This window comes from Roseomonas sp. TF40 (assembly GCF_057219975.1).
Map to the genome: position 1 here is coordinate 1,006,608 of NZ_JBXVVR010000001.1, position 16,078 is coordinate 1,022,685.

Here is a 16,078-nt window from a genome sequence, read left to right on the forward strand (position 1 = left end):
GCGTGTATCCGGCGCAGCGGATTCACGCTCCGCTCCTCGCTGCGCTGCGGGGTTGCGCGATCCGATGCGCGGATCAGGCATATTCCGGCCTGGCCGGCGTGAAGACATCGAGGTTCAGCACCGGCTCATCGCCCACCACCACGCCGTGATGCATGGCGTTCGGCGGCACCACCAGCAGCCCGCCGGGGCCGAGGCGGATCACCTCGCCCTCGATATGGAAATCGATGGTGCCGGCGAGGATGTAGACCACCTGCTCGAAATGATGCTTGTGCGGCTTTGGCTCATGCCCCGGATGCAGCCGGTGCAGCGCGAGCGTGGCCCCCGCCCCGGTGAAGCCCTTGCGCTCCACGCCAGGGCGCACGGGGGTCCAGGGGATGGCGTTCCAATCGATGGTCGGAATGGTCATTGTTTGGGAATCCCAGCAGCGGTGATGACGCGGCCCCAGAGCTCGGTCTCGGCCACCAGCAGCGCGCGCAGCGCCTCGGGCGTGCCGGGCGCGGGCTCGACGCCGAGCGGGAGAAGCCTCTCACGGATCTCGGGCAGCGCCATGACGCGCGCGACCTCCGCGTTCAGCCGGTCGATGATCGGCCGCGGCGTGCCGCGCGGCGCGGCCATGCCGTTCCAGGTGATGACCCTGTAGTCGGGCAGCCCGCTTTCGGCGACGGTGGGCACATCCGGCAGCACGCTCGCGCGCGTCGCGGAGGTCACCGCCAAAGCGCGCATCCGCCCGCCGCTGATCTGGCCGAGCGTGGTCGCCGCCACCTCCATCGCCGCGGTGACATCGCCGGTCGCGGTCGCGTTCAGCAACTCGCCGGTCGAACGATAGGTGACGATCTCGGCCGGCAGCTGCCCCATGGAGCGGAACAGTTCGAGCGAGAGATGCAGCGCCGTGCCGACGCTGACCGAGCCGAGATTGACCCGCCCCGGATTGGCCCGGGAATAGGCCATCAGATCCTGCAGGTTGCGGTGCGGTGAATTCGCCGCGACGACGATGGCGTGCGGAAAGCTCGCGATCTGCGAGACGAAGGCGAAGTCGTCGATCGGGTGATAGGGCAGCGTGCGGAACAGGTGCGGCGCGGTCGCCGCCGTGGCGGTGACGAGCAGCAGCGTATGCCCATCGGGGGCGGCGCGCGCCACCGTCTCGCTCGCGAGGATGCCGCCGGCCGAGGGGCGGTTCTCGATCACCACGGGCTGGCCAAGACTCTCGGCGAGCTTCGCGCCGACGAGGCGCGCCGTGGTGTCGCCCACCCCGCCCGGCGCGAAGCCGACGATCCAGCGGATCGGGCGATTGGGGAATTGCGTCTGCGCCATCGCGGGCAGCGCCGCGCAGAGCATCAGGCCCGCAAGCAGTATCCGCCGCATCACACCTCTCCCAGGAAGGGCCGTGCGCGCGCGATCTTCCGCTTCAGGAAGTCCCAGCGCAGGCCGAGATTGTCGGGATCGAGCAGGAATTTCTTCGATTGCGCGGCGGCCGCCGGATCAAGCTTCTGCAGCGGGCCCGCCGCGGCGGCGCGCAGCTGCACATCGGCCGCCCATTCCAGCACCGTCATGCCGATGCAGGCCTCCGCCACCGAAGCGCCGACGACGAGCGCGCCGTGATTCTTCAGCAGCAAGCCGCGCCGCGGGCCCAGTGCGGCGGCGATCGCATCGCCCTCATCGGTGTCGAGCACGATGCCGTGGAACTCGTCGAACAGCGCGATGTCGTCGTGGAAGACCGCGCCGGTCTGGGTGATGGGCTCGAGGCTCATCCCCGCGCAGCCGAGGGCGACGCCCGCCTTGCCGTGGGTGTGCACGATGCAGGTCACATCGGGCCGCGCGCGGTAGATGCGCGTGTGGATGTGCAGCGTCGGGTTCACCCGCCCTTCCCCGCGCAGCGTGCGCAGGTCGAAATCCGCCTCGATCAGCCCCTCGGCGCGGACCTCGTCGAAGCCCACGCCCCATCGGTGCGACCAGAAGCGATCCGCGCCGGGCAGCCGCGCGGTGAGATGCCCGGCGATGCCGCTCGCCTGCCCATCCGCATCGAGGATGTGATAGGCGTGCAGCAGATCGCGCTTGAGCGCTGCCTCGTTCACTGCTTCTCGATGCCCGCGAGCTGCGCCATGCGGCCCCAGGCCGCGACCTCGGCCGGGATCATGGCGGCGAGTTCCTCGGGGCTGCTCGCCTCGGGCAGGCCGCCGAGCTCGATCAGCCGGTTGCGGATCTCGGGCACGCCGAGCGCGCGGCGGATGCCGCGATTCATCGCCTCGACCAGTGGGCGCGGCGTGCCGGCGGGGAAGACGATCGCGTTCCAGCTGCGCACGATGTAGTCGGGCAGCCCGGATTCGGCACTGGTCGGCACGTTGGGCAGGGTGGGGAAGCGCGTCGGCGCGGTGACGGCCAGCAGCTTCACCCGCCCGGCCTGCACCTGCGGCAGCAGGGGCGCGAGCAGTTCGCCCGCCACCTGGATCTCGCCCGTCGCCAGCGCGTTGATCAGCTCGGGCGAGGAGCGATAGGTCACCGTCGTCATCTGCACCTGCGCCATGGCGCGGAACAGCTCGACGCCCAGATGCTGCGCATTGCCCACCGCGATGGAGCCGATGTTCATCTGCCCCGGCCGTGCGCGCGCATGGGCGATCAACTCGGTGAGGTTCGAGACCGGCAGCTGCGGGTTGGAGGCGATGACGTGGTCGTACCAGACCATGCGGCCCACCGGCGTGAAGTCGCGCGTCACGTCGAAGGGCATGGTGCGGTAGAAGGCGGGCGCGGCCATGTTGCTCGTGGTCAGCAGGTACATGGTGTGGCCATCGGGTGCGGCGCGCGCCACGGCCTCCGCGCTGACGATCCCGCCCGCACCCGGGCGGTTGTCCACCACGATGGGCTGGCCGATCTCGGCGCTGATATGGGGGGCGAGCATGCGCACCGTGATGTCGCCCGCGCCCCCGGCGGCGAAGCCGAGCACGAAGCGCACGGGCCGGTTGAACAGGGCCTGCGCGCGCGCGATCGCGGGCGTGGCCAAAAGCGCGGACGCGCCGAGCAGCATGCGGCGTGTGATCATGTTTCTTCGTTCCCCCCAACCTTCTTCCGGTCAGCCAGCGCTACCGTAGCCGCCGCCGCCGGGTGTTTCCATCAGCACTTCGTCGTCCGGCGCCATGGCCATCTTCCGGGCCTCGTTCACCGGGAGTCCGTTCACCCTGAAATGGCCCGGCGCGCCGGGCGCACCGCCCTCCAGACCCTCGGGGCCAAGTTCCGTGCGGCTGGCCACGACGTTCAGCAGCCAGGGATCCTTCGTCAGCATCCGAAAGCCGATGACCTGACCATCGCCGCCCGGCTGCCGCCCCGCCCCGCCCGAACCCGGCCGGAGCTCCTTGCGCGTGAAGGCGATGGGCATCGCCGCCTCCAGCACCTCGACCGGCACGGCGGCGACGCCCGTGGGATAGCAGGTGGCGGAGAGGCCGGGCTTCTCGCGCCGCGCGCCCATGCCGCCCGAATAGTTGAACATCGAGGAGGTGAAGGGCGCGCCGTCGCGGTCGCGCCCCTGGATCTGGATCGTCCAGACCGCGCCCGAGCCCTCGGCCAGCACGCGATCCGGCATCACCTGGTGCAGCGCCTTCAGCACGGGCATGGGCACATACATGCCCACCACATGCCGCGCATTCACCGGCGCGGGGTAGCGGCAATTCACGATGCTGCCCTCGGGGGCGACCACGCGCACCGGCAGGAGCGAGCCGAAATTGTTCGGCAGATCCGGGTCGAGGCAGGCGCGCACGGCGAAATTCGCATAGGCCGCGGTGTAGTTCAGCACCACGTTGATGCCGATCGGCGCCTCGGGCGAGCTGCCGGTGAAATCGATGATGAGCTCGCCAAGATCCGCATCCACCGTGACGGCGGCCTTGAGCGTGACGTTCATCCCGCCCGGCACGTCGAAGGTGCTCGCGCCGTGATAGGTGCCGGGCGCGAGCTTGCGGATGCTCGCCCGCGTCGCCTCTTCCGAGCGTTGCAGGATGGCCGCGGCCAGCGCCTCGATATCGGCGAAGCCGGCGCGGTCGCACAGCGCGTTCAGCCGCTCCGCGCCGACGCGCCCGGCCGCGACCTGCGCGGCGAGGTCGCCCGCGACATGCTCGGGCGTGCGGACGTTGCGGCGGATGATGTCGTGCAGCAGCGCATTGGCCACGCCCTTCTCGTAGAGCTTGGCCAGCGGGATCCACAGCCCTTCCTCATGCACGTCGCGCGCGCCCGCGCCCACGCCGTAGCCGCCGATGTCGGTGTGGTGGATGGTGCTGCCGAAGAAGCCGATGCAACGGCCGCTGCGGAACACCGGCGTCATCACCGTGATGTCGAAGAAATGCCCCGCGCTGAGCCAGGGATCATTGGTGATCAGCACATCGCCCGGATCGAGCGTGTCCGGCGGGAAGGCGCGGACGAAATGCTGCCCCGCCGCGGCCAGACTGTTGATGTGGCCCGGCGTGCCGGTCACGGCCTGCGCCACCATCCGCCCCTGCCGGTCGAAAAGCGCGGTGGCGAGGTCGCCGGCCTCGCGCACGATCGGGCTGAAGGCGATGCGCTGCAACGCGCGCGCCTGCTCCGTGACGGTCGCGATCAGGTTCGACCAGAGGATCTCCAGCGCAATGCCGTCCAGCTGTGTCGTCATGGCGCGCGCTCCGCGATCACCGCGCCCGTGGGATGCACCGCGGCCACCCAGCCGCGCAGCACCACCAGCGTGGTCTCCCGTTCCTCGATGATCGCCGGGCCGACGACGCGCTGCCCGATGGCAAGCGCGGCGCGGTCGAACACCGGCAGCTCCGGCGCGGCGGGTTCCACCGCAACGCGGCGATGCGTGCGCGGCGCGCTCGGCGCGCCATCGGCGGGCGGCGGCGGGGTGGCGGCCGGCAGCGGGCCACGCGCGGCCAGGCGCCAGGTCACCACCTCGACCGGCACTTCGGGCAGGCGGATGCCATAGAGCGCCTCATAGCCCGCCTCGAAGGCCGCGCGCAGGGCGGCGGCATCGCCCTGTTCCAGCACCGCCAGCGGCAGCGCCGCGGTGACCTCGTTCTGCTGCCCGCGATAGCGGCAATCCACCGCGAGTTCGAGCATCGCCGCGCTGGCCGGCACGCCGGCCTCGGCGAGCGCGGCGCGGCCTTCCTCGGCCATGCCGCCGACCAGCGCGCGCACGCCGTGCCAATCCAGGCCCGCGAGCGGCGCCAGCGCCGAGCGCACCAGGTCAAGGCGCACCGGCGAGACCAGTGTCCCGAAGGCGGAGAGCACGCTCGCCATCGGCGGGAAGATCACCTGCGTGCATTCCAGCAGTTCCGCCACGCGGCAGGCATGGACCGGCCCCGCGCCGCCGAAGGCGAGCATCGGCAGGCCGCGCCAGTCGATGCCGCGATCCGTCGCATGCGCGCGCGCCGCGCCGGCCATCTGCTCGCACACCACCTCGAAGACGCCCCGCGCGGCGGTGAGGGCATCGACGCCGAGCGCCGCCCCCAGCCTGCCCAGCGCGGCCTCCGCCCCTGCCCTGTCGAGCTTCATGTCGCCGCCCAGAAACCGCTCCGCATCGAGCAGGCCGAGCACGACATCGGCATCCGTCACGGTGGGCTGCGTGCCGCCGCGCCCGTAGCAGACCGGCCCCGGCTCGCTGCCCGCGCTGCGCGGGCCGACCTTGAGCAGGCCGAGAGTGTCGATGCGCGCGATGGAGCCCCCACCCGCGCCGATCTCGATCATGTCCACGGCCGGGATGGTGATGGGAAAGCCGCTGCCCGGCTTGAAGCGGTAGCGGCGATCGACCTCGAACTCGCCGGCGATGTGCGGCTTGCCGTCCACGATCAGGCAGGCCTTGGCGGTGGTGCCGCCCATGTCGAAGGAGAGGAGTTTCTCGAGGTGCAGCAGCTCGGCGAAATGCGTGGCCGCGAGCGCGCCGGCCGCGGGCCCGCTCTCGATCATGCGCACGGGAAAGGCGCCGGCGAGGTTGGTGCCGACAACACCGCCATTGGAGAGCATGATCAGCGGCCGGTTGGGAAAGCCGCGCCGATGCAACTCCGCCGCCAGCGCGGCGAGATAAGGGGCCACGATGGGCTGCGTATAGGCGTTCATCACCGCGGTCGAGGCGCGCGGATATTCGCGGATCTGGGGCGAGACCTCGGAGGAGAGCGTGATGGAAAGCCCCGGCAGCACGGCGCGGATCGCCTCGCGCGCCGCGCGCTCATTCGCCCCGTTGCGATAGGCGTTGAGCAGGCAGATGCCCAGGCCCTGCACGCCCGCCGCCTGCAGGGCGCGCGCCACCGCGGCGGCTTCCTCGGCCTGCACGGGCTTCGCCACGGCGCCATCGGCATGCACGCGCTCATCGAGGGTGAAGACCAGGCGGTCGGGGACCAGCGGATCGGGGTATTCGATCTGCGGGTCGAACATGTCGTAGCGGTGCTCGTTGCGGATGCGCAGCACGTCGCGGAAGCCCTGGGTGGTGAGCAGCGCGGTCGGCGGGCCGCGCCGCTCGATCACCGCATTCGTCACCAGCGTGGTGGCGTGCACCGTCACTTCCGTCACCGCCGCCGGGCCGATGCCCGCGCGCCCGAGCGCGAGATCGACGGCGCGGAAGAAGCCCTCGAGCAGATTGCCGTGGGTGGTCAGCGTCTTGTCCGTCACCGCCGCGCCGGAGGCATGGCGCAGCACGACATCGGTGAAGGTGCCGCCGATGTCGACGGCCAGCGCATAGCCGCCGCTCGCGGGCTGGGCCTCTGGCAAGCTTCCGTTCCTTCCCTCGCTGCGCCCAAGGCGCTCGTCCTGTATTGCAGGACGCCGTCTTGCGTTACGCCGAGAGTGCCAAGCCAGCTCCGCCCCGTCAACGCCTATCCGCGGCGGCGCCCCTCCCAGGCTTCGGGGTTGACCAGATGCGGCGGCCGCCGGCCGGCCAGCACATCCAGCACCTGCTGCGCGCATTGGAGCGCGGTCTCGCGCATCGCATCCTCGGTCACGCCGGCGATATGCGGGGCGAGCAGCGTGCGCGGCGTGGAGAGCAGCGGGTCCTCGGCCCGCTTCGGCGGCTCGACCCGGAAGACATCGAGCGCAGCGCCGGCGATGCGCCCGGCATGGAGGGCGGCGGCCAGGGCATCGCCATCGATCAGCTCGGCGCGGGCGGTGTTCACCAGCAGCGCCGTCGGCTTCATGCAGGCAAGGGCCGCGGCATCGATGCAGTGGCGCGTATCGGGCCGCAGCGGCCGGTGCAGGGAGACGACGTCGGCGGCCGCGAGCAGCGCGTGCAGCGTGGTCGCGCGCTCGGCCCCGGCTTCGGCCAGCGCCGAATCGTCGCTGCCCGGCGAGAAGACCATCAGGCGCATGCCGAAGCCCTGCCGCGCGATGGCGCCCGTCATGCGCCCGATCGCGCCGAATCCGACCAGGCCGAGCACCTTGCCGTGCATCTGCTCCATCCGCGCCTCATAGCGCAGGCGCCAATCCTCCCCGCGCACGGCGGCATCGGCATCGACCACGCGGCGCGCGAGGGCGAGCATGAGGGTGATGGCGTGCTCGGCCACCGAGCGGCCATTGGCGGTGGGGGTGTTGACCACCGGGATGCCGAGCGTCGTGGCATGCGCGACATCGATGGCGTTCATCCCGACACCATGGTTGCAGACCACCCGCAGCGCCGTCCCGGCCTCGATCTCGGGGCGGCGGAAGCCGGCATTGCGGGTGATGACGCCCGCCGCGCCGCCGATCTCGCGGATCACCGTGGCCGGGTCATGCGCCGAGGCGAATCGCGGCGTGACCCCGCCCTGGCGGAGCAGATCGACGCCGGCCGGGTGGATGGGCTGGACGATGAAGCATTCGGTCATGGCATTGGGCCCGTGTGCGCGAGGAAGACCGGCATGGTGGCCTGTCCCCGCCCGCGACGGGAGGTCCCCTGCCGCTCGCGCGTGCCATCCCCCAGGGGTTGACCGGCGCGCGCGCTGCCGTCATACGCCCTCGCACTGTCCCGTTCGTCTAGAGGCCTAGGACACCAGCCTTTCACGTTGGCAGCACGGGTTCGAATCCCGTACGGGACGCCACTTCCGTACACTCCGACTGTTGTCTCCGCCGGTGGGGTTCGCCCAGAGCCGCAGGTCCCCCGCCATTCCTGCGAAGGGGCTGGCGGGGTCGAAAACGAGACGGCGCGGAAAGGCCTCTCTCCCCGGCCCCAGTTTCTCCCGACCTGGCGACTTGCGTGATCAGGCAGCCGGCCAGAAAGCCTTGCACATCCTCGGATTGCGACACCGCGACGCGGTCGCGGTTGGCGAAGCGCATGGGGGAGCAAGCGCGGGCCGCGGATCGTTGATCCGTCAGCCGCGCGCCCCGGCGCCGCCCATCGTGGCAAGGGCCTGCCTCACAGCCGCCCCGTCCCCGGCCATCAAGCCTGGCGCAAGCTCCGCCAGCCCCCGCGTGATCGGCGCCATCGTCCGACGCAGGTGAAGTAGATCGACATGCGCCTCGGACGGGATCGGGCTGAACCCGCGGCTCTGCCTGGGCCGGACCTGGCTGTAGCGGAACGCGATTACGGCTGGATCGTAACCAGCGAACTCGGCGATCCGCGCCTGCGCGATGGCCGGCAGATCGGCGTCGTGCTCGCGCCGCAGCCGCGCCGTCAGGGCCTGCAGCAGGACATCAAGCTCATGTCCATGCGGCGGGGGCACCAGGCACGCCTTCAGAAGCAGCTCCAGAGCGTGCCGCATAAGGTGCAGGACAGGTTAGGAGATCTCGTAATCCCAGACACCGCGCGCCTCGACCCGGTCGAGGAGCACCTCAGCTGCCTTCAGGTACTGCGCGCCGAGGGTCGCAAAGGGCGCATTTGCCATGCCGCCGAGCAGGAAGCCGGGGGGACCTTCTTCAGGCCCGTCCCGCTCCAGCGCCTCGGTCGGTTCTTCGAAAATGGGGCGCGGCGGCGGCGGGTCGTTCATGGCCCTATCCTGGACTCGTTGCTTGGGTGACTGCTGCCATTGATCGCACAAATCCGTATGCTGCCGCAGGTTGAGCAGTCCGGGCGAGGTTCATGGCAAGTCGCAAGCAAAGAATTGGGGAGGAGGAGCGCGCGCCGCCGGTCGAGGCCTATCGTCATGCAGGGGCCACCCGCCCCAAGAACCCGCCCGCGGCGCTCGCCGCCGGGGCGAGCACGCCGGCATCGCCGCGCACCAGCTACGCATAAGGGACAGCCGGAGCAGAATGGCCGAAGGACTGGACGAGCGAATCATTGAAGCGCTGCGCGCCAAGCCGGGCCAGAGCGCGGCCGAGCTTGCGCGCGCCCTTGGCCTTGATCGCTCTGCGATCAATCAGAGGCTCTACGGCTTCCTCAAGAACCGCGTGCAGCAGGATTCGTCCTATCGTTGGCAACTTGCGGCCAGGCCGACGCACGACGAGCCCGACGCGAGCGGAAGCGAGGCTGGCCAATTCACGAACACAGATCTCGCGAAGCTGGCTCGATACTACCTGGCATGCCTCGGCTTCGACGACACGGGCGTATCCACCTTCCTGACATCGCGCTACGGCGATCTCGACTACGCTGAGCTCGCCACGCTCCCGAGCAGCCCGACGGCGTTCGCAGACAGCAGCGCCGCCCGTCAGCTACTGGGGCGCAAACGCACAGAACGCGCGCGCTACGGCCTTTACTTCGGTTATCCGACATCGATCGCCCGCATCCGCTCCCGTCGGTCGTCCTGGGAGGGGCTCATGGTTGAGCCTATCCTGCTCTTCCCTGTGGAGCAGGATCAGACAACCGGCCGCCTGACGCTCGACCTTAGCTTCCCGATCATCAATCAGAAGCCGTTCCGGGCATTCACGAATGCCGAGCCAGACGCGGTCATGAACGAGCTCGTGCAATTGGAGCAGGAGCTCGGCCTTGGCCGAGAGGGGGAACTCCCCGAGCTCGATGAGCTTGCGATGCGGCTGCAGTCTGTGCGGCCGGAATGGCCTTGGCGTGAGCCGATCGATGCCGGCGGCCTATCAGGCCCCCAGGGCCCCATCAGTGAGATTGTGGAGCCGGGCATCTACAACCGCGCCGTTCTCATTCTCGCGGAGAAGTCGCCGTTCACCCAGGGTCTGGAGCAGGAACTGCGTGACCTTGGTCGCCTTCCCGAGACGCGGTATCGCGAGACGGCGCTCGGCCGCTGGCTCCGGCAGCCCGACGAACCGGCAGCACCAGGCGAGGCTCCGCCTCCGGTGCCCTTGCTTGAAGTGCTGCCGATGAACTCGGAACAGCGTGAGGCTGTGACCGCCGCGCTGACGCGCCCGATGACGGTGATCACCGGACCACCTGGTACCGGGAAGTCTCAGGTCGTCACCAACCTGCTGATCAACGCGGCATGGATGGGCAAGCGCGTCCTGTTCGCGAGCAAAAACAACAAGGCGGTGGACGTCGTCGAGACACGTGTGAACGCGCTTGGGCCGCGGCCCATTTTGCTGCGTGTCGGCTCGAAGGCGTATCAGGCGAGGCTTGCCGAGTACGTGCTCGCGCTGCTGGCGGCCTCGTCGACTGCTTCCGAGAAGGAGGATTTCGGGGAAGCCAAGCAGGTCCACGAGCGCCTGCTGCACGAGTTTCAAGACCTTGAGGAGGCGAGTCGATCCCTTGTCGCGCTCCGCAACGAGGTTGACGCTCTTGAGCAGCAGGTAGAAGCCGCCCGCGGTCGCCTCCCGCCCGCCTTGTTTGCGCGCGCGTCCGAGATCGATCCGGCGGACATGGAACGGCAAATCGCCTCGCTGGCCACGGCAGCAGACAGAGCCGACCGGGACAAGGCTCCGTTCCTCACGCGCATTTTCTGGTCGCTCAGCCGAAAAGCCCGTGTGAGCGCACTCGTCGACTCGTTTAGATCGGCTGAATCCGCAATCAGCAGCCTTGGCATTGAGAAGGCCCGGGTCGATGCCGGCGAAACGGGTGTCGCGCACGCGCGTGAGATTTGCGCTGTTGCCCGCGCCCGCGTGGCAGATGTGCGCGCTGTAGCGCGGTACCGGGATTCTCTTCAGCGCCTCACCCAGGCGCGCTCTCTCGAAGAGATCGCGAGACAGCAGGCGGGACTGCAGGACAGGATCGCGAAGAACTCTCTTCAGCTCTGGCAGCTATGGCTCCGGCTTCAGCCGTCGCGCATGCTGCCGGCGCAGCGGCAGCGCCTCGGGAAGTACTCCGCTGTGCTGAAGATGGTGATCGAGGCCGGCACCGATGGAGAGCTGTCGAGAAGTGCCTGGGCCGAGTACCGCAGCCTGTTGCGGGAGGTCGCGCCGCTGCTTCCGTGCTGGGCCGTCACCTCGTTGTCCGCGCGCGGCAGGATCGAGTTCGATCCGGGCTTGTTCGACATCGTCGTGTTCGACGAGGCCAGCCAGTGCGACATCGCCTCCGCCCTGCCGCTGCTCTATCGAGCGAAGTCCGTCGTCGTGATAGGCGATGCCAAGCAGCTTTCGCACATCAGCGGATTGCAGCGTGGGCAGGACCACGCGCTCATGGAGAAGCACGGCCTGTTTCCTGACTTTGCTGAATGGGCCTACGCGCACCAGTCGCTGTTCGCGCTCGGCGCGACGCAGGTCGCCGCCGAAGATATCGTGACCCTTGTCGACCACCACCGCTCCCACGCGGACATCATTGGCTTCTCCAACAGGGAATTCTACGAGCAGCGGCTGCGTGTCGCTACGCGGTACGATCATCTCAAGACGCCAAGCAAGGGGGAGCCTGGCGTCACGTGGATCGATGTCCAGGGGCACGCCGGGAGGCCCGCGACCGGTGGTGCCGTGAACATGGTCGAGGCTCGCGCCGTGGTCGACACGTTGCGCGATCTGATGTTGTCGAAGGGATACGCAGGGACCGTCGGTGTAGTCACGCCGTTCCGGGCCCAGGCCAACGCCATCACTGAGGCGGTCAATGCTGACGAGGCGCTCTCGACCGCGCTCCTGCGAGCGGAGTTCCTGGCCGATACGGTGCACAAATTCCAAGGCGACGAACGCGACGTCATGGTGTTCTCGTCGGTAGTCTCTTCGAACACGCCGGATGGCGCGCTCGGGTTCCTGCGAAGCAATCCAAACTTGTTCAACGTGGCGATCACCCGGGCGAGGGCGCAGCTCATCGTCGTCGGGGACCGCGCCGCGTGCATGAGGAGCGATGTCGGCTACCTCTCGCGATTCGCCCAGTACACGGCTTCCCTCGGCGTCATTAGCGGCGATGACATCGAGGCAAGGCTAGCAGCGGTAGGACCAGAGTATCCGCCGGTTGCGAGGCCGGAGCTCGTTTCCGATTGGGAGCGCGTCTTCTACAGCGCGCTGTTCGCCGCGGGGATTCGCCCGGTACCGCAGTACCCTGTCGAGAAGTATGTGCTGGATTTCCTCGTGGTCGCTGGCGACCGGAGGCTGGCCATCGAGGTGGATGGCGAACGCTATCACCGGAATTGGACCGGCGAGCTTTGTCGGCGAGACCAAATCCGGAATCAAAGACTCTTTGAGCTCGGGTACGACGTTCGGCGGTTCTGGGTCTACGAGATCCGCGACGATCTCCAGCGCTGCGTGCGCGATGTCGAGGAATGGCTTCGGAAGCGATCCTGATGGTAATCGTACCGCTCCTGCTGCCGCCCCACTGCGCCTACGTCGGCCGGAGGAGATCAGAAAGGCTGAGCGCGGGAGACTGCCGTCCATCCAAGATCGCTTCCACCATCTCAGGAGGCAGCAGCGTTAGGCGCAACCGTCGGCCGACATAGGCGCGGTCCACTGCCTCCTTCGCGGCGAGTTCGCGAATCGAGGCATACCGTCCCTCCTCCAGCATCCGTCGCCACCGGAAGGCCCGTGCGAGCGCCTTCACCAGCGCCGGATCGCCCTGCGTCTCGCCCGCGTCGCCGCTGGCGCGAACTGGTGCCCCATCCGGCCCGATGATCCGCTTCCGCCCGCCGCGGCGCCGGATCGCCATCGGCACGACCACCGTCATGCTGCTCATGCCGCCAACGCCTCCCGCTTCGCCGCCAGGTCCCGCGCCAGCCCGGAAAGCCCTTCCAGGTTGAACCGGATCTCGGCCCCGGCCTCGCCGACCGTGACGCGCTCCACCAGCAGCCCGACAATTCGCTCCTGCTCGGCGGGGAACATCTCGTCCCAGAGCGGATCGAGCCGGCCCAACGCCTCGCGGACCTCGGCCTCCGTGATGCCGGGGTCCTCCAGCCGCGCCGCGCGCCAAGTGCCGACCACCACCTCCGGCTGGCGCAGAAGGGCGCGGACCTGCGCCATCACCAGCCCCTCGATCTCGCCGGCCGGAAGGCGTCGGTGGAGCGCGTCGTTCGCCCCGCCCTGCAGCACGGCCTGGCTGACGTAGTAGCGGTAGAGCCGGCCTTTCTTCCGGGTGTGGCTAGGCGACATGGCCCGCCCGTCCGGGCCGAACAGCAGGCCCCGCAGCAGCGCCGGCGCCCGCTGGCGCGCCTGCGCCGCGCGGACCCGGGGGCTCTCGGTGAGGATGCCGTGAACGCGATCCCATAGGTCCCGCGGGATGATGGCGTCATGCTCGCCGGGGTAGGCCGTCCCCTTGTGCACGGCCTCGCCGATGTAGACCCGGTTCACCAGCAGCTTGTAGAGCGCGCTCTTGTCGAAGGGCCGGCCTGTCTTCGTGACGTGCCCTTCCGCCAGCAGGATCGGAAGCAGGCGAGTGCCGGAGCGAATCTCGGCGAACCCCTCGAACACACGGCGGACTGTCGCCGCACCTGCCTCGTCGACCAGCAGCTTGCGGTTCTCGACGCGGTAGCCGAGCGGCACCGGCCCGCCCATCCACATCCCTCGCGCGCGCGAGGCGGCAATCTTGTCGCGAACCCGCTCGCCGATCAGCTCGCGCTCATACTGCGCGAAGCTCAGCAGCATGTTCAGCGTCAGCCTGCCCATACTCGTGGTGGTGTTCAGCGACTGCGTGATGGCCACGAAGGTAACGTCGTGCGCTTCGAAGATCTCGACCAGTTTTGCGAAGTCCATCAGCGACCGCGACAGCCGATCGACCTTGTAGACCACCACGACATCGACGAGGCCGGACTCGATGTCGGCCAGCAGGCGCTTAAGCGCGGGACGGTCGAGGGTGCCGCCCGATACGCCGCCATCGTCATAGCGGTCGTGCACCAGAACCCAGCCCTCGGAGCGCTGCGAGGCGATATAGGCCTCACACGCCGCGCGCTGCGCCTCGAGCGAGTTGAACTCCTTCTCCAGCCCCTCGTCGGTGGACTTCCGCGTGTAGACGGCGCAACGGAGCTTTCGGAGCTTCGCCGGCATGGCGGCATCGCGGCGGCTCATGCGCCGGGCTTCCGCAGGCCGAAGAAGACCCAGCCGTTCCAGCGCGTGCCGGTGATGGCGCGCGCGATGGCGGAGAGCGACTGATAGGGGCGGCCCTGGTAGCTGTAGTCGTCGCGGGTGACGGTGACGACGTGCTCGACGCCCTGGTACTCGCGGATCAGCCGCGTGCCCGCGATCGGACGCTGGTCATGGCGGATGCGGCGCAGCGTGATGCTCCGCCCGTCGAACTGCTCGCCCAGCGCCTCGAGGCGCTCCAGCGTCTCGCGCTTCAGGCCGCCGTGTCCGACGTCAGCACCCTTGAGACAGGCAGGCGTGGTTGAGTAGCGGAGGATTTCTGGCTCATCGTAACCCCCAGGAGAGTGAAGATGAGCCAGAAATCCTCCGCCCCCGCCGCCAAGCCGCCCGCCGAGAAGCTGGTACGCGACATTCGCCGCGCGACCCGCAAGCACCATTCGGCCGAGGACAAGATCCGCATCGTCCTCGAAGGACTGCGCGGCGAGGAGAGCATCGCAGCCCTGTGCCGCCGCGAAGCCATCGCCGAGAGCCTGTACTACGCCTGGTCCAAGGAATTCCTCGAAGCCGGCAAGCGCCGCCTGGCCGGCGATACGGCGCGCGCCGCGACCACCGACGAGGTCCAGGCGCTCCGCCTCGAAGCCCGTGCCCTGAAAGAGGTCGTCGCCGAACAGGCGCTTGAGTTGCGCCCGCTCAAAAAAAGCATGATCGCGGCTGGGGACGACCGCATATGAGATACCCCGCCGCCGAGAAGCTCGAGATCATCCGTCTGGTCGAGCAGTCTCACTTGCCCGCGCGGCGCACGCTGCGCCAGTTGGGCATCCCGCCAGCCACCTTCTATCGCTGGTATGACCGCCACCAGCGTGGCGGCCCAGAAGCCCTGGCTGACCGGCCTTCGCGCGCAGATCGCGTCTGGAACCGCATCGCCGAGGACAAGCGCGGGCAGATCATCGACCTCGCCCTGGCCGAGCCCGAACTCTCGCCGCGTGAACTCGCCGTCCGCTTCACTGACGAGGCCCGCTATTTCGTCTCCGAGGCTTCGGTCTATCGCCTGCTCAAGGCGCATGACCTGATCGCCAGCCCAGCCTACATCGTGGTCAAGGCGGCCTAGGAATTCCACACCAAGACCACCGCGCCCAACCAGCTGTGGCAGACCGATTTCACCTACCTCAAGGTCATCGGCTGGGGCTGGTTCTACCTCTCCACCGTGCTCGACGATTTCTCCCGCTACGTGATCGCCTGGAAGCTGTGCACCACCATGGCCGCCAGCGACGTCACCGACACGCTCGACCGGGCGCTGGCCGCCTCAGGCTGCACCAAGGCCCGTGTGCGCCACCGACCGCGCCTGCTCTCCGACAACGGGCCTTGCTACATCGCCGGCGAGTTGGCGCAGTGGCTCGACAAACAGGCCATGGACCATGTCCGCGGCGCGCCCTGCCATCCCCAGACACAGGGCAAGATCGAACGGTGGCACCAGACACTCAAGAACCGCATTCTGCTGGAGAATTACTACCTGCCCGGCGATCTTGAGGCACAGATCGAAGCCTTCGTCGCTCACTACAACCATCGGCGCTGCCACGAGAGCCTGCGCAACCTCACCCCGGCCGACGTCTATTTCGGCCGCGGCCAGACCATCCTGCTCGAACGCGAACGCATCAAGCGCCAGACCATCCAGCAGCGACGCTTGATCCACCAGCAACTCGCCGCCTAACCTCGCAAGCCGATGGGCCAGACCCTCCGCTAACCAACGGCGCCCGCTGTCTCAAAGCAATCGACGACGGACAGGCCCATCAAGATATGTCGGAGCGTGGCAAAATAACGATATGCTCCAACTATGTGTCCG

At 68.8% G+C, this 16,078-nt stretch carries 14 protein-coding genes, 1 tRNA gene and 1 pseudogene; 4 read left to right on the forward strand and 12 right to left on the reverse strand.

Annotated features, from left to right (window positions below):
- Positions 1–73: 73 nt before the first annotated feature.
- The 7 genes from AC2D9U_RS04295 to AC2D9U_RS04325 all read right to left on the reverse strand — a co-directional run bounded on the left by AC2D9U_RS04295 (position 74) and on the right by AC2D9U_RS04325 (position 7,799).
- Complete coding sequence (locus AC2D9U_RS04295) at positions 74–406, reverse strand: cupin domain-containing protein (protein WP_484746783.1); 333 nt, start codon at positions 404–406, stop codon at positions 74–76.
- Positions 403–1,362, reverse strand: a complete 960-nt coding sequence (locus tag AC2D9U_RS04300; RefSeq protein WP_484746785.1) for a Bug family tripartite tricarboxylate transporter substrate binding protein — start codon at positions 1,360–1,362, stop codon at positions 403–405. Before AC2D9U_RS04300 ends, AC2D9U_RS04295 begins: the two co-directional genes overlap by 4 nt.
- Positions 1,362–2,072, reverse strand: coding sequence for a class II aldolase/adducin family protein (locus AC2D9U_RS04305; RefSeq protein WP_484746786.1), 711 nt, complete (start codon positions 2,070–2,072; stop codon positions 1,362–1,364). The genes AC2D9U_RS04300 and AC2D9U_RS04305 overlap by 1 nt, the downstream gene beginning before the upstream one ends.
- Positions 2,069–3,034: a Bug family tripartite tricarboxylate transporter substrate binding protein gene (locus AC2D9U_RS04310; RefSeq protein ID WP_484746788.1), complete on the reverse strand. Its 966-nt coding sequence runs from the start codon at positions 3,032–3,034 to the stop codon at positions 2,069–2,071. The genes AC2D9U_RS04305 and AC2D9U_RS04310 overlap by 4 nt, the downstream gene beginning before the upstream one ends.
- 30 nt (positions 3,035–3,064) lie before the next feature.
- Positions 3,065–4,627: a hydantoinase B/oxoprolinase family protein gene (locus AC2D9U_RS04315; RefSeq protein WP_484746790.1), complete on the reverse strand. Its 1,563-nt coding sequence runs from the start codon at positions 4,625–4,627 to the stop codon at positions 3,065–3,067.
- On the reverse strand, positions 4,624–6,714 hold the full coding sequence (locus AC2D9U_RS04320; RefSeq protein WP_484746792.1) for a hydantoinase/oxoprolinase family protein: 2,091 nt from the start codon (positions 6,712–6,714) through the stop codon (positions 4,624–4,626). Before AC2D9U_RS04320 ends, AC2D9U_RS04315 begins: the two co-directional genes overlap by 4 nt.
- 104 nt (positions 6,715–6,818) lie before the next feature.
- Positions 6,819–7,799: a hydroxyacid dehydrogenase gene (locus AC2D9U_RS04325; protein WP_484746793.1), complete on the reverse strand. Its 981-nt coding sequence runs from the start codon at positions 7,797–7,799 to the stop codon at positions 6,819–6,821.
- A 137-nt stretch (positions 7,800–7,936) separates the two neighbouring features.
- Between AC2D9U_RS04325 and AC2D9U_RS04330 the strand changes: the two genes are divergently transcribed.
- Positions 7,937–8,012: transfer RNA gene (locus tag AC2D9U_RS04330), tRNA-Glu, on the forward strand.
- Positions 8,013–8,282: 270 nt separating this feature from the next.
- Here AC2D9U_RS04330 and AC2D9U_RS04335 read toward each other — a convergent pair.
- Both AC2D9U_RS04335 and AC2D9U_RS04340 read right to left on the reverse strand, forming a co-directional pair.
- Entirely contained in the window at positions 8,283–8,672 is a 390-nt protein-coding gene (locus AC2D9U_RS04335) for a HEPN domain-containing protein (protein WP_484746795.1), read from the reverse strand.
- Positions 8,673–8,687: 15 nt separating this feature from the next.
- A complete protein-coding gene (locus AC2D9U_RS04340) occupies positions 8,688–8,897 on the reverse strand; it encodes a hypothetical protein (RefSeq protein ID WP_484746797.1) in 210 nt (69 codons plus the stop codon).
- Positions 8,898–8,989: 92 nt separating this feature from the next.
- Between AC2D9U_RS04340 and AC2D9U_RS04345 the strand changes: the two genes are divergently transcribed.
- Together AC2D9U_RS04345 and AC2D9U_RS04350 are read left to right on the forward strand one after the other, a co-directional pair.
- On the forward strand, positions 8,990–9,142 hold the full coding sequence (locus tag AC2D9U_RS04345; protein ID WP_484746798.1) for a hypothetical protein: 153 nt from the start codon (positions 8,990–8,992) through the stop codon (positions 9,140–9,142).
- A gap of 17 nt (positions 9,143–9,159) precedes the next feature.
- Positions 9,160–12,513 (forward strand): AAA domain-containing protein, encoded by a 3,354-nt coding sequence (locus AC2D9U_RS04350; RefSeq protein WP_484746799.1) that lies wholly within the window; start codon positions 9,160–9,162, stop codon positions 12,511–12,513.
- Between the two features lie 37 nt (positions 12,514–12,550).
- Here the strand turns inward: AC2D9U_RS04350 and AC2D9U_RS04355 are convergent, their stop codons facing one another.
- The 3 genes from AC2D9U_RS04355 to AC2D9U_RS04365 are packed head-to-tail and all read right to left on the reverse strand — an operon-like array spanning position 12,551 to position 14,675.
- The gene (locus AC2D9U_RS04355; RefSeq protein WP_484746801.1) at positions 12,551–12,898 is read right to left on the reverse strand and encodes a hypothetical protein; all 348 of its coding nucleotides are present in this window, start codon (positions 12,896–12,898) and stop codon (positions 12,551–12,553) included.
- A complete protein-coding gene (locus AC2D9U_RS04360; RefSeq protein ID WP_484746803.1) occupies positions 12,895–14,223 on the reverse strand; it encodes a recombinase family protein in 1,329 nt (442 codons plus the stop codon). Before AC2D9U_RS04360 ends, AC2D9U_RS04355 begins: the two co-directional genes overlap by 4 nt.
- The gene (locus AC2D9U_RS04365) at positions 14,220–14,675 is read right to left on the reverse strand and encodes a DUF2924 domain-containing protein (RefSeq protein ID WP_484746804.1); all 456 of its coding nucleotides are present in this window, start codon (positions 14,673–14,675) and stop codon (positions 14,220–14,222) included. The genes AC2D9U_RS04360 and AC2D9U_RS04365 overlap by 4 nt, the downstream gene beginning before the upstream one ends.
- Between AC2D9U_RS04365 and AC2D9U_RS04370 the strand changes: the two are divergent.
- Positions 14,589–15,946, forward strand: a pseudogene (locus AC2D9U_RS04370) (IS3 family transposase). The gene AC2D9U_RS04365 and the pseudogene AC2D9U_RS04370 sit on opposite strands and share 87 nt — an antisense overlap.
- Positions 15,947–16,078 lie beyond the last annotated feature (132 nt).

Bases quoted from the DNA above. Each gene is read 5' to 3' on its own strand.
- AC2D9U_RS04295 (WP_484746783.1), bottom strand. From the start codon at position 406: ATGACCATTCCGACCATCGATTGGAACGCCATCCCCTGGACCCCCGTG.
- AC2D9U_RS04300 (WP_484746785.1), bottom strand. From the start codon at position 1,362: ATGCGGCGGATACTGCTTGCGGGCCTGATGCTCTGCGCGGCGCTGCCC.
- AC2D9U_RS04310 (WP_484746788.1), bottom strand. From the start codon at position 3,034: ATGATCACACGCCGCATGCTGCTCGGCGCGTCCGCGCTTTTGGCCACG.
- AC2D9U_RS04315 (WP_484746790.1), bottom strand. From the start codon at position 4,627: ATGACGACACAGCTGGACGGCATTGCGCTGGAGATCCTCTGGTCGAAC.
- AC2D9U_RS04325 (WP_484746793.1), bottom strand. From the start codon at position 7,799: ATGACCGAATGCTTCATCGTCCAGCCCATCCACCCGGCCGGCGTCGAT.
- AC2D9U_RS04335 (WP_484746795.1), bottom strand. From the start codon at position 8,672: ATGCGGCACGCTCTGGAGCTGCTTCTGAAGGCGTGCCTGGTGCCCCCG.
- AC2D9U_RS04340 (WP_484746797.1), bottom strand. From the start codon at position 8,897: ATGAACGACCCGCCGCCGCCGCGCCCCATTTTCGAAGAACCGACCGAG.
- AC2D9U_RS04345 (WP_484746798.1), top strand. From the start codon at position 8,990: ATGGCAAGTCGCAAGCAAAGAATTGGGGAGGAGGAGCGCGCGCCGCCG.
- AC2D9U_RS04350 (WP_484746799.1), top strand. From the start codon at position 9,160: ATGGCCGAAGGACTGGACGAGCGAATCATTGAAGCGCTGCGCGCCAAG.
- AC2D9U_RS04355 (WP_484746801.1), bottom strand. From the start codon at position 12,898: ATGAGCAGCATGACGGTGGTCGTGCCGATGGCGATCCGGCGCCGCGGC.
- AC2D9U_RS04360 (WP_484746803.1), bottom strand. From the start codon at position 14,223: ATGAGCCGCCGCGATGCCGCCATGCCGGCGAAGCTCCGAAAGCTCCGT.
- AC2D9U_RS04365 (WP_484746804.1), bottom strand. From the start codon at position 14,675: ATGGTGCTTGCGGGTCGCGCGGCGAATGTCGCGTACCAGCTTCTCGGC.